9 protein-coding genes and 6 pseudogenes are annotated in these 12,215 nt (G+C 66.9%); 12 read left to right on the forward strand and 3 right to left on the reverse strand.

The window, feature by feature from the left end; genetic code table 11:
• Nucleotides 1–103: 103 nt before the first annotated feature.
• Nucleotides 104–1,000, reverse strand: coding sequence for a GTP-binding protein (locus KRR38_RS37600; RefSeq protein WP_217407047.1), 897 nt, complete (start codon nucleotides 998–1,000; stop codon nucleotides 104–106).
• A gap of 346 nt (nucleotides 1,001–1,346) precedes the next feature.
• Here KRR38_RS37600 and KRR38_RS37605 point away from each other — a divergent pair.
• The 7 genes and pseudogenes from KRR38_RS37605 to KRR38_RS37610 form a co-directional block, all read left to right on the forward strand.
• A pseudogene (locus tag KRR38_RS37605) lies at nucleotides 1,347–1,541 on the forward strand (diacylglycerol kinase family protein); the annotation flags it as partial.
• Between the two features lie 58 nt (nucleotides 1,542–1,599).
• Nucleotides 1,600–1,782, forward strand: a complete 183-nt coding sequence (locus KRR38_RS35680; RefSeq protein ID WP_254514567.1) for a hypothetical protein — start codon at nucleotides 1,600–1,602, stop codon at nucleotides 1,780–1,782.
• On the forward strand, nucleotides 1,775–2,248 hold the full coding sequence (locus KRR38_RS35685) for a hypothetical protein (protein WP_254514568.1): 474 nt from the start codon (nucleotides 1,775–1,777) through the stop codon (nucleotides 2,246–2,248). Before KRR38_RS35680 ends, KRR38_RS35685 begins: the two co-directional genes overlap by 8 nt.
• 50 nt (nucleotides 2,249–2,298) lie before the next feature.
• A complete protein-coding gene (locus KRR38_RS35690) occupies nucleotides 2,299–2,646 on the forward strand; it encodes an alanine--tRNA ligase-related protein (RefSeq protein ID WP_254514569.1) in 348 nt (115 codons plus the stop codon).
• Nucleotides 2,647–2,660: 14 nt separating this feature from the next.
• Nucleotides 2,661–2,816, forward strand: a pseudogene (locus KRR38_RS35695) (alanine--tRNA ligase-related protein); the annotation flags it as partial.
• Nucleotides 2,817–2,919: 103 nt separating this feature from the next.
• A pseudogene (gene alaS / locus KRR38_RS00020) lies at nucleotides 2,920–4,812 on the forward strand (alanine--tRNA ligase); the annotation flags it as partial.
• Between the two features lie 67 nt (nucleotides 4,813–4,879).
• Nucleotides 4,880–4,957 carry a hypothetical protein gene (locus KRR38_RS37610; protein WP_375293446.1) on the forward strand — a complete coding sequence of 26 codons (78 nt, stop codon included), beginning with the start codon at nucleotides 4,880–4,882 and terminating at the stop codon, nucleotides 4,955–4,957.
• Nucleotides 4,958–5,414: 457 nt separating this feature from the next.
• Here KRR38_RS37610 and KRR38_RS00030 read toward each other — a convergent pair.
• Nucleotides 5,415–7,185: pseudogene (locus tag KRR38_RS00030) on the reverse strand (cation:proton antiporter).
• A 45-nt stretch (nucleotides 7,186–7,230) separates the two neighbouring features.
• Here KRR38_RS00030 and KRR38_RS00035 point away from each other — a divergent pair.
• Nucleotides 7,231–8,466 (forward strand): FAD-dependent oxidoreductase, encoded by a 1,236-nt coding sequence (locus tag KRR38_RS00035; RefSeq protein WP_217397394.1) that lies wholly within the window; start codon nucleotides 7,231–7,233, stop codon nucleotides 8,464–8,466.
• Nucleotides 8,467–8,537: 71 nt separating this feature from the next.
• On the opposite strand, the gene KRR38_RS00040 is transcribed toward KRR38_RS00035, so the two are convergent.
• Nucleotides 8,538–9,758, reverse strand: coding sequence for an NADP-dependent isocitrate dehydrogenase (locus KRR38_RS00040; RefSeq protein WP_217397395.1), 1,221 nt, complete (start codon nucleotides 9,756–9,758; stop codon nucleotides 8,538–8,540).
• 148 nt (nucleotides 9,759–9,906) lie between these two features.
• On the opposite strand from KRR38_RS00040, the pseudogene KRR38_RS00045 reads away from it, so the two are divergent.
• From KRR38_RS00045 to msrA, 4 genes and pseudogenes are all read left to right on the forward strand, one after another.
• A pseudogene (locus KRR38_RS00045) lies at nucleotides 9,907–10,669 on the forward strand (crotonase/enoyl-CoA hydratase family protein).
• A gap of 267 nt (nucleotides 10,670–10,936) precedes the next feature.
• Nucleotides 10,937–11,113, forward strand: a complete 177-nt coding sequence (locus KRR38_RS00050) for a hypothetical protein (RefSeq protein ID WP_217397397.1) — start codon at nucleotides 10,937–10,939, stop codon at nucleotides 11,111–11,113.
• A 112-nt stretch (nucleotides 11,114–11,225) separates the two neighbouring features.
• The gene (gene msrB / locus KRR38_RS00055; protein WP_217397399.1) at nucleotides 11,226–11,675 is read left to right on the forward strand and encodes a peptide-methionine (R)-S-oxide reductase MsrB; all 450 of its coding nucleotides are present in this window, start codon (nucleotides 11,226–11,228) and stop codon (nucleotides 11,673–11,675) included.
• A pseudogene (gene msrA, locus KRR38_RS00060) lies at nucleotides 11,672–12,180 on the forward strand (peptide-methionine (S)-S-oxide reductase MsrA). The gene msrB and the pseudogene msrA overlap by 4 nt, the downstream one beginning before the upstream one ends.
• Nucleotides 12,181–12,215 lie beyond the last annotated feature (35 nt).

A 12,215-nucleotide genomic window follows, 5' to 3' on the forward strand; every position in this document is an offset into this window, starting at 1 on the left:
GCCACCGCGACGACGTCGCCCGAGGCGGCCGCGGCCTGCTTGGCGGTCTTGTCGCCCTCGAGCACGAACAGCGAGCCGGTGCGTGCCGATCTGTCGCCGACGATCAACTCGTCGCCCCTCGTGGGATCCTGCACCGAGCACGCGGCCGAGCGCGAGCCGGCTCATGGCGCCGCCGTTGGCGATCTTGAACACGTGCAGCGCGTGCTGTTCTCGACGCCGAGCCGGATCGCGGCGATCTCGGGCCTGGGCACTTCCGGCGCAGAAGCTCGAGCAGCCGGTGCACGCCGCCGCCGGTCAGCGCCGCCGAGCCGAGCAGCACGTGGGCACGACCTTGCCCGTCGCCGTATCGATCGCGAGGTCGGCCATGACCAGTGACGGATCGGGCGTTTCGTCCATCAGCAAGGTCTCGAGCAGCGCGTCGTCGAAATCGGCCAGCGTCTCGAGCAGATGGCCGCGCTCCTCGCGCTCGCGCTCGAGCAGTTCGCCGGGGATTTCGATTCGTTCCGATCTCTTTGCCCGGCCGGTAGCGGTAGGCGGCGCGCTCCATCGCGAGATCGACATAGCCGGTGACGTGCTCGCCCTCGCGAACGGGAATCTGGCGCAGCGCCAGCGGCTCGCCGCTCATCGGCTGCAGTTCGGCGATCAGGTCGCGGATTGCGCCCGCGCGGGCGTTCTCGATCTTGTTGACGAAGATGGCATGCGGCACGCCCAGTTCGTCGAGCCGGCGCAGCATCGGTTCGGCCAGCGCCGCGCGCTCGGGCGCGGGGTCGATCACGACGAGTGCCATGTCAGCGGACTGCAGCGCGGCGAGGCCGTCGGCGGCGAAGCCGGTGCCGCCGGGCATGTCGATCAGGGCGAAGTGGTCGCCCAGGTAATCGAGATGCATGAGGTTGATTTCGGTCGAACCGCGGCGGGCCCGCGCCTCGGGGCTGGCATCGCCGACCGTGGTTCCGGCCTCGACGCTGCCTTGTCGGTTGATCGCGCCGCTGGCGAAGAGCAGCGCCTCGGCGAGGCTGGTCTTTCCCTGTGCCCGCCGGCCCCACCAGCGCTATGGCGCGTGTCAGGGGAGCACGGGCAGAAACTGCCGCCGTTGGCGGAACCTTTATGTGTGACGTTGCCCATCGTCGCCTCCTCTCTTTGTGAAGGCGCGCTGGCGCTGTTTTGCGCTCAGACGCGCAAGACGGGATGGGGATGCTGTGCCTCTATGCGATGAGTCGCAAGTGGAATCTTGCTGTGCCGGGCGGCCTGTCTTCCTACTTTCCTAGGTTCCGGCGCGAGGAACAGAGCCGCCTCGCGGCGCATTGTGGCGATTGTCATGGCGAGCCCGCTTCCAGTGCTGATCAACCATGCCGGCGGCACCCGCCGCGGCGCTTGGCGAATCGCTGCGTGAGACGGTGGAACAAGCCTTTGCCGCGGCCGGCCAGGAGATCGAACTCGAGCTGGTCGACGGGGCCGGGATGGCCGAAGCCGTGGCGCGCCACCGCGGCAAGCCGCGCGTGGTAGTGGGCGGCGGCGACGGTACGCCAGGCTGCGCCGCGACCGTGCTGGCCAATACCCCTACCGCTCTCGCGATCCTGCCGCTGGGCACGCGCAACCACCTTGGCGCGCCAGCTAGAGATCCCGCTCGAACTCGACGCTGCGGTGGCAGTGGCGGTCGGCGGCCAGCGCCGGCGCATCGATCTCGGCGCGGCGGGCGAGCGGGTGTTCGTCAACAATGCCTCGTTCGGCATCTACACGCGGTTCGTGCGCCAGGCGACCAGCAGAACGGGCCCAGGTGGCTGAATTCGATCCTGGCGACCTGGCACGTGCTGCGCCATATGCGCGCGCAGCAGTTCACGCTCGACCTCGACGGCGAGCCGCGCACGGTGGCCACGCCGCTGCCTTCGTCGGCAACAACCAGTATTCGATCGATCCAGGGCGCCTCGGCGAGCGCGAGGCGATGGACGATGGCCAGCTCTCGATCTTCGCCGTGGCCGCGCAGGGACCGCACAAGCTGGTCGCTTTCGCCCTGCGCGCACTGGTCGGCCTGGCCCGGCCCGAGCGCGACTTCGCAGAGTGCGCAAGCGCGGCCGAAGTCGTGATCGACGGGCAGGGCTGGATCGAAGGCGCCTTCGACGGCGAGCTCGAATGGATGGCCCTGCCGCTGCGCCTGCGCAGCCTGCCGAGCGCGCTCGGCGTGGTGACCCGCGTGGAAACCACGCAACCCGAACGGAATCTGTTCAAGATTCACGGTTCCAGGACGCACTGAGCCCCGCTTCCTGCTTGTCGCACGCCCGCGCGTCGCTTATCGGCGCGTCTATGAGCTCGACCAACGGAAATCCGCCGGTCCTTCCTCGACTATTTCGCGGCCAACGGCCACGAGGCCGTGCCGTCCGCACCGCTGGTGTGCCGTACAACGACCCGACCTTGATGTTCGTCAACGCGGGCATGGTCCCGTTCAAGAACGTCTTCACCGGCCTCGAAGCGCGCGGCGTGCCGCGGGCGGCCTCGTCGCAGAAGTGCGTGCGGGCGGGCGGCAAGCACAACGATCTCGACAACGTCGGCTATACCGCGCGGCACCATACCTTCTTCGAGATGTTGGGGAATTTCTCCTTCGGCGACTATTTCCCAAGGAACAGGCGATCACCCACGCCTGGACCCTGCTGACCAAGGAATGGGGCCTGCCGGCGGACAAGCTGACCGCCACGGTCTATCACACCGACGACGAGGCCTTCGACCTCTGGCGCAAGATCGCCGGCCTGCCTGAGGAGCGGATCATCCGCATCGCCACCTCGGACAACTTCTGGTCGATGGGCGACACCGGCCCCTGCGGACCCTGCTCGGAAATCTTCTTCGACCACGGCGATCACACCTGGGGCGGCCCCCGGGATCGCCCGAGGAGGACGGCGATCGCTTCATCGAGATCTGGAATCCGTGTTCATGCAGTTCGACCAGCAGTCGGGCGGGGATCGCATTCCGCTGCCCAAGCCGTCGATCGACACCGGCATGGGGCTGGAGCGCATCTCCGCGGTCATGCAGGGCGTGCACGACAACTACGACACCGACACCTTCAAGGCGCTGATCGCGGCTTCGGAGAGCCTGACCGGGGTCAAGGCCGAGGGCGATACCCAGGCCAGTCACCGCGTCATCGCCGACCACCTGCGCTCGACCTCGTTCCTGCTCGCCGACGGCGTGCTGCCTTCGAACGAGGGCCGCGGTTACGTGCTGCGCCGGATCATGCGCCGCGCCATGCGCCACGCGCACCTGCTCGGCGCCAAGGATCCGCTGATGCACCGCCTGGTGCCCGCGCTGATCGCCGAGATGGGCCAGGCCTATCCCGAGCTCGGCCGTGCACAGCCGCTGATCGAGGAAATGCCGCAGCGCGAGGAAGTCCAGTTCCGCCGCACCTTGACCAACGGCCTGCGCCTGCTCGACGAGGCGACGCAAAGCTTGGGCGAAGGGCGACAGCCTGCCCGGCGACACCGCCCGGCTCTACGACACCTTCGGCTTCCCCTACGACCTGACCGAGGACGCGCTGCGTGCCCGCGGCATCGGCGTCGACAGCAGGGCTTTGATGCTGCGATGGCGCAGCAGAAGGCAGCGGCACGCGCGGCCTGGAAGGGCTCGGGCGACGCAGCGGCGGGCGAGGTCTGGTTCGACATCGCCGAGCGCGAAGGCGCGACCGAATTTACCGGCTACACCGCGACGAGCGGCGAAGGCGGTGTCGTGGCGCTGGTCAAGAACGGCGCCGAAGTCGATGCGGCCCAGGCCGGCGACGAGGTCATCGTCCTGACCAACCAGACGCCGTTCTACGGCGAGAGCGGCGGCCAGAGCGGCGATACCGGCGTGATCAGCGGCGGTGACGGACTGAAGCTCACCGTGTCCGATACCGCGAAGCCGCTCGGCCGGCTCCACGCGCATCACGCCAAGGTCGAGAGCGGCACGATCCGCACCGGCGACACCGTCCACCTCGAAGCCGATCTCGAGCGCCGCGACGCGATCCGCGCCAACCATTCGGCGACGCACCTGCTGCACGCCGCGCTGCGCGGCCGCCTCGGCGGTCATGTCACGCAGAAGGGCTCGCTCGTCGCCGCCGACCGGCTGCGCTTCGACTTCTCGCATCCCGCCGCGCTGACCGCCGGGGACATCGCTGCGATCGAAGCCGAAGTGAACGCGGAGATCCGCCACAACGAACCCGTCACCACGCGGCTGATGACGCCCGAGGACGCGATCAACGCCGGCGCCATGGCGCTGTTCGGCGAGAAGTACGGCGACGAGGTTCGCGTGCTGTCGATGGGGCGGACCAACTGGCAGGACAGCGGCCATAACTATTCGGTCGAGCTCTGCGGCGGCACCCACGTTGCCGCCACGGGCGACATCGGCGTGTTCCGCGTGATCAGCGAGAGCGCGGTCAGCTCGGGCGTGCGCCGGATCGAGGCGCTGACGGGTGAGGGCGCGCGCAAGTGGCTGGTCGGCCGCGAGGACGCGCTCAAGGGCACCGCGAGCCTGCTGCGCACCACGCCCGAAGACGTCGAGGCGCGCGTCGCCGCGCTGCTTGACGAGCGCCGCAAGATGGAACGCGAACTGGCCGAAGCGAAGAAGGCGCTGGCGCTCGGTGGCGGCGGGGCGAAAGCCGAGGCGGCCGACGAGGAAGTCGGCGGGGTCAAGTTCTCCGGCCAGGTCATCGACGGACTCGACGCCAAGGAACTGCGCGGCCTGCTCGATCAGGAGAAGCAGCGCATGGGCTCGGGTGTGGCCGCGATCGTCGTGGTCAACGAAGGCAAGGCCAGCATCGCGGCGGCGGTGACCGAGGACCTGACCGGCAAGGTCAGCGCGGTCGACCTGGTCCGCGCTGGCGTCGAAGCGCTCGGCGGCAGAGGGCGGCGGCGGCCGACCCGACATGGCCCAGGGCGGCGGTCCCGACGGCGCCAAGGCGGCCGAGGCGATCGCGGCGGTGAAGGCGGTGCTTGTAGGTTAATGCGCGCGGGGCTGGCTTCTCGCTATGCTCGTATCGCTAGCCCCCGGTACTGCATTGGCCAAGGCGCCGCTGTCTTGGCCGATCGGACTTTTCAGCAATGTGCGAACGAGCCACGAAACCGGCGATCTGATCGGTCTCGAGGTGCGGTTCTACGAGGAAGCGGGGCGGCACATGGCCGAGCTCGCCAATTGCGAGGGCTGGTGCAACGAAACCCATGTCACCGAGGTTACCCGCGGCGACAGCGGCTTTGTCCTTCACTACACCGAGATTTTCACTGGCGCGCAGGGCGACGTGCCGGTCGAAATCCGCTTCGTCGTCTGGCCTGGGGGAACGGGACTAAACTTCTCGACCTATCAAGGCGGTGAGAACATCGACCCGAACGGCAAGCCCCAGCGCCTGCGCCGTGCAACCAAGCTTTTCGGGATCGCCGTCGCCAAGAGCGGCAAGGAATAGGCGACTACGCCAGCCGTTCGCTGAGCGAGGTGCTCTTGAGCTTCGGCTTCTCGACCAGTTCGCCTTCTTCCATGATCTGCGCGCGCAGTTCGTCGCGCTTCTCGTGGATCGAGGCGATCACCGGGCCCATCGCCACGCCGAGGTCGACGAGCACGGCTTCGGAAAGCTGCAGCGAGGCTTCGAGCGTCTCGGGCACGGCATGGCTGGCGCCGGCGCGGTAGAGCTGGGCGGCGTGGCTGGCGTCGCGCGCACGGGCGATCAGCGGCAGGACGGGGTAGCGCCTGCGCAGCTTCTTGACGAGCCGCTGGATCGCGACCGGCTCGTCCATCGTAAAGATGATCGCGGTCGCATTGTCTGCGCCCAGCCGTTCGAGCGCGTCGGCGCGCGAGGCATCGCCGAACACGGCGCTGTAGCCCTCGCGCTGCCCGTCGCGGATCAGGTCCGCATCCGAATCGACCGCGACATAGGGCTGCTTGTGACTGGCGAGCATGTCGGCGACGAGCCGGCCGACGCGGCCGAAGCCGACGATGATCGCATGGCGCTCGGCCACGTCGGGCTGCTGCATCGCCGCGGCATCGACGTCAACCGAGCGCGCCAGCCTGCGACCCGCGAGCGCCAGCAGCGGGGTGACCATCATGCCGAGCGCGGTGACCGTCTGCCAGAACCGTCCCGTCTCGGGCGAAATCAGCTGGGCCGAAAGCGCGGCGGTCAGAACGATCAGCGTGGTTTCCGACGGACTCGACATCAGGATGCCGGCCTCCGTCGAAGTGCCGCGGCGGGCGCCCATCACGCGCAGCAGCAGCGCTGTGACCACCGCCTTGAGCAGCAGCACGGCGGCCGTCGCGAGCAGGATCGGGCCGAGGTCGTCCCACACGGCTTCGAGGTCGATCGACATGCCGATGGTGATCAGGAAGATACCTAGGGCGAGGCCCTGGAACGGCGCGGTGATCGCTTCGACCTCGGTGTGATATTCGGTCTCGGCGATGAGCAGGCCTGCGATCAGCGCGCCGACAATGGGGGGATAGTCCGACCCCCGCGGTCGCCAGCGCGGCGACGATCACCACGAGCAGGCTGGCGGCGAGGAACACCTCGGGGCTCTTGGTCCGTGCCGCCTGGGCGAACAGCGGCGGCAGCAGGAAGCGCCCGAAGACGAGCAGCCCGAGGATCATCGCCAGCCCCAGCAGCAGGGTGTGCAGCAGGTCGCCGATGCCGCCGCCCGCCGCCGGGGCGAGCGCGCCGAGCAGGAAGATGATCGGGACGAGCGCGATGTCCTCGAACAGCAGCATGGCGAGCGCCGCCTTGCCGACCGGCGTGCCGCTGTCGGCGATCTTCAGGACCAGCGCGGTCGAGGACATGGCGAGCGCCAGGCCCAGTGCCAGCGCGCCGGTGGGCGTTTCGCCCGTTGCGACGAGGCCGATGGCGAGCGCCACGCCACAGACGATCAGTTCGAGCGCGCCGACCCCGAACACCTGCTTGCGCATCTGCCAGAGGCGGTTGAACGACAGCTCTAGCCCGATCGTGAACAGCAGCAGGATGATGCCGAACTCGGCGAAAGGCCCCAATCCTTGTGGATCGGTGATGGTGAAATGGACCAGCCACGGATAGTCGCGGACATGCGCGCCGAGGCCGTAGGGGCCGACCAGCAGGCCGACGAAGATGAACCCGATGATCGGCGTGATCCGGAAGCGCGCGAACAGCGGGATGACGATCCCAGCGGCCCCCAAAATGACAAGTGCGTCGGAAAGTACGGGCGAATAAAGTTCTGAGCCTGCCATTGTCCGGCATTATGGCATGATGCGCCGAATTGTCACGGAGGCAGCATGACACAGGCAGACAAAAAGCCCGATGTGATCCCCGACGTCATCATTGTCGGCGGCGGGCCGGCGGGCATGATGGCGGGCATGCTGCTCGCCCGTTCGGGCATTTCCACGCTGGTCCTGGAGAAGCACGCGGATTTCTTCCGCGATTTCCGCGGCGACACGGTGCACCCCTCGACGATGGAGCTGCTGTCCGAGCTCGGCATGCTCGATCGTTTCCTGGCCCGGCCGCACCACCGGCTGAATGGCGCCGAGATTTCGTGGGAAGGGCGGCTGTTCAAGGTCGCCGACCTCAGCCACCTGCCGACGCCTGCACCGTTCATCGCGATGATGCCGCAGTGGGATTTCCTCGATTTCCTGCGCGACGAGGCGGCGGCTTTCCCTGCGTTTCAGCTGCGCATGACGGCCCCGGTCACTGGCTTCATCGAGGAAGCCGGCCGGATCGTCGGAGTAACCGTGGCGCCGGGCGAGGACCTGCGCGCGGGCAAGCTCGTGCTCGCCTGCGACGGGCGCGATCTGCTGGTGCGGGGGCAGCAATTGCTCCCGGTCGAAGACCTCGGCGCGCCGATCGACGTGTTCTGGTTCGCGGTGCCCAAGCCTAAACAGGGCCACGCGGTGCGCGGTGCCATTCGCGGCAACCACATGATCGTCCAGATCGACCGCGGCGACTACTGGCAATGCGCCTATGTGATCACCAAGGGCAGCGCCGAGGCCATTCGCGAGCGCGGGATCGAGGCGTTCCGCGCCGAAGTGCGCGCCTCGGCGCCGCAACTGGAGAACCTGGAGAGCGCCTTGCCCGATTTCTCCGCCGTAAAGCTGCTGTCGGTCTCGCTCGACCGGCTGACGCGCTGGCATCGGCCGGGCCTGCTGGCGATCGGCGACGCGGCCCATGCGATGAGCCCGGTCGGCGGTGTCGGCATCAACCTGGCGATCCAGGATGCCGTGGCGACCGCGAACCTGCTGGCCGAGCCGCTGACCTCTGCGGGCCATGCCAATGCTGACGATGACCTGCACCGCGTCCAGGACCGGCGCCTGCTGCCCACGCGCGTGATCCAGGCCGGCCAGCGCGCCGCGCACGAATCGCTGCTGCGGCCGCTGATCTCGGGCGAGCCCGAGCAGCGCAGCGAGCCGCCGGCCTTCCTCAAGCTCTTGAACCGTTTCGCCGTGCTGCAGCGCCTGCCGGCGCGTGCAATCGGCCTGGGCTTCCGGCGCGAGCATCTGACCGCGCCGAAGGCCTGATGCACACAAAGAAAAACCCTCTCCCCGGCGGGGGAGAGGGTTTTCTGTTCAGCCCGAAAGGGGCGTGAGGCTTAGTTCCACTTCGCCATTTCGGCGTCGAGGCCCTTGACGATTTCCTCGAAGAAGCCCTCGGTCGTCAGCCAGTTCTGGTCGGGACCGATCAGCAGCGCGAGATCCTTGGTCATCTTGCCGGCTTCGACGGTCTCGATGCAGACGCGCTCGATCGTCTCGGCGAACTTCACCACGTCGGGGGTGTCGTCGAACTTGCCGCGGTACATCAGGCCGCGCGTCCAGGCGAAGATCGAGGCGATCGGGTTGGTCGAGGTCGACTTGCCCTGCTGGTGCATGCGGTAGTGGCGGGTGACCGTGCCGTGGGCGGCTTCGGCCTCGACGGTCTTGCCGTCGGGCGAGAGCAGCACCGAGGTCATCAGGCCCAGCGAGCCGAAGCCCTGGGCGACGGTGTCCGACTGGACGTCGCCGTCGTAGTTCTTGCAGGCCCAGACGAACTTGCCCGACCACTTGAGCGCCGAGGCGACCATGTCGTCGATCAGGCGGTGCTCGTAGGTGATGCCGGCAGCGTCGAACTTGGCCTTGAACTCGGCGTTGAACACCTCTTCGAACAGATCCTTGAAGCGGCCGTCATAGGCCTTCATGATCGTGTTCTTGGTCGACAGGTACAGCGGCCAGCCGAGGTTGAGCGAATAGTTCATCGAGGCGCGGGCGAAGTCGCGGATCGAATCGTCGAGGTTGTACATCGTCATCGCGACGCCGGAGGTCGGGAAGTCGAATACCTCGAGGTCGATCGTCTTGCCGTCGGCGCCGTCGAACACCATGCGCAGCTTGCCGGGGCCCGGGATCAGCGTGTCGGTGGCGCGATACTGGTCGCCGAAGGCGTGACGGCCGATGACGATCGGGTCGGTCCAGCCGGGCACCAGGCGGGGCACGTTCGAGATCACGATCGGCTCGCGGAAGACGACGCCGCCCAGGATGTTGCGGATCGTGCCGTTGGGCGACTTCCACATTTTCTTGAGCTTGAATTCCTCGACGCGCTGCTCGTCGGGCGTGATCGTCGCGCACTTCACGGCGACGCCGAATTCCTTGGTCGCGTTGGCCAGATCGACGGTGATCTGGTCGTTGGTCTCGTCGCGCTTCTCGATCGACAGGTCGTAATACTTGAGGTCGATGTCGAGGTAGGGGAGGATCAGCCGCTCGCGGATCCACTGCCAGATGATCCGCGTCATCTCGTCGCCGTCCATCTCGACGACGGGGTTCTTCACCTTGATCTTAGCCATAGCGCTCAACACTCCCGGGGATTGGAAAACGGGGAGCCTCTGACACGTCCTAAACCGGCTGGCAAGGCCAACCGCGGCGCTAATATCGACTGGACAGGGGCGCAAGTGCGGGCCACTTCGAGGTAACGAAACACGAGAGGAGCATTCGATGAGCGAGGAAGTTCTGGTCAGCGTCGCCGACGGCGTCATCGAGGTGACGATCAACCGGCCCGAAGCGCGCAACGCCATGTCGAAAGCCGCTGCCGAGGGCATTTCCGCGGCGATGGACCGGCTCGATGCCGAGAACGACCTGCGTTGCGCGATCCTGACCGGCGCGGGCGGCACCTTCTGCTCGGGCATGGACCTCAAGGGCTTCCTTTCGGGCGAGATGCCGGTCGTGCCGGGGGCGCGGTTTCGGCGGGCTGACCGACTGGACGCCGAAGAAGCCGGTGATCGCCGCGGTCGACGGTTTCGCGCTCGCCGGCGGCATGGAACTGGCGCTGGCCTGCGACCTCATCGTCGCCAACGTCAACGCCAAGTTCGGCGTCCCCGAAGTGAAGCGCGGCCTCGTCGCCGCGGGCGGTGGCGTGGTCCAGCTACCGCGCCTGCTGCCGCGTCCGCTGGCGATGGAACTTGCGCTGACCGGCGATCCGATCACCGCGCAGCGCGCTTATGATCTGGGGCTGGTCAATCGCGTCACCGACGGCCCGGCGATCGAGGCGGCGCGCGAACTGGCGCGCACTATTGCCGAGAACGGCCCGCTGGCGGTCGCCGCATCGAAGGGCATCGTGCGCGACTCCTGGCTCTGGGACGTGTCGGAGATCAATGCCAAGCAGGGCCCCTACATCGCCCACGTCTTCACCTCCGAGGATGCGCGCGAGGGCGCCACCGCCTTCGCCCAGAAGCGCAAGCCTAACTGGCAGGGTAAGTAAGGGCCTTTCCAGCCTGACGGGTGCCGCAAGGCAAGGACGGATGTCCTTGCCGTACCCGATAAAAACGAAAAAGGCGCCCCGGGTGCGGCGCCTTTTCAAGCCTGGCGAATGGTGGGCGTAGCAAAGGATTGAACTTGCGACCCCTACGATGTCCTCGACAATGTCACGCCGTTCTGGCTGACCAATACGGGCGTCTCGTCGGGCCGTCTCTACTGGGAAAACAAGACCGGCTTTTTCAGCCCCAAAGGCGTCAAGGTTCCGGTGGCTGTGAGCGATTTCACTGACGAAATCTACGGCACGCCGCGCGCGTGGGCCGAGCAGGCATATCCGGGCCTCGTCTACTACAACCAGCCGGCGAAGGGCGGTCACTTCGCCTCCTGGGAACAGCCCGAACTGCCGGTCCACGATCTCCGGGAAGGCTTCCGTTCGCTTTGCTCGGTCTGACCGTTGCCGGGCGGAGCTTGGGCGCGGCACCTGCATTCCCCGCAGGTGTCGCGCCCACCTTTCATCGACATGCGCGAGGTACCATATGTACCCGCGCGCAATGGAGGCATTCATGACCCAGTATCGCAAGACAACAGAAGCCGTCGCCGCCCTTTCATCCGAAGAGTTTCGCGTGACGCAACAGAGCGGCACCGAGCGGCCCGGCACCGGTAAATACCTGAACAACAAGGAATCCGGTATCTACGTCGATATCGTATCCGGAGAACCGTTGTTCGCATCATCCGACAAATACGGATCGGGCTGCGGCTGGCCGAGCTTTACCAAGCCGATCGAACCAGCGAACGTCAGCGAGCTCAAGGACAACACGCACGGCATGATCCGCACCGAAGTGCGCTCGGCAGGCGGCGACAGCCACCTCGGCCATGTCTTCGACGACGGTCCGCCCGATCGTGGCGGGCTGCGCTATTGCATCAACTCGGCCTCGCTCCGCTTCGTCCCCCGCGCCGAAATGGAGGCGCAAGGCTACGGCGCTTATCTCGATCAGGTGGAGGACGTGGCATGAACCAGGAACGCGCTATCCTCGCCGGGGGCTGCTTCTGGGGCATGCAGGATCTCGTCCGCCGGCAGCCCGGCGTAATCTCGACCCGCGTCGGCTATTCGGGCGGTGAAGTGCCCAACGCGACCTACCGGAATCACGGCAACCATGCCGAAGCGCTGGAGATCATATTCGACCCCGACCAGACTAGTTTCCGCGCTCTGCTGGAGTTCTTCTTCCAGATCCACGACCCGACGACGGTCAACCGGCAGGGCAACGATATCGGCGCCAGCTATCGCTCGGCCATCTTCTACACGAGCGAAGAACAGAAGCGGGTTGCCGAAGATACTATCGCCGATGTCGAGGCTTCGGGGCTCTGGCCGGGCAAGGTCGTGACCGAAGTGACCCCAGCTGGCGATTTCGGGGAGGCAGAGCCCGAGCACCAGGACTATCTGGAGCGGATTCCGAACGGTTACACCTGCCATTTCCCCGGCCGGGCTGGAAATTGCCGCACCGTTCCGTTGCAGGCTGACGCATCAAAGGAAGGCGCATCAAAGCCGGAGATGC

The sequence above is a fragment of the Novosphingobium sp. G106 genome, assembly GCF_019075875.1.
Lineage (GTDB): Bacteria > Pseudomonadota > Alphaproteobacteria > Sphingomonadales > Sphingomonadaceae > Novosphingobium.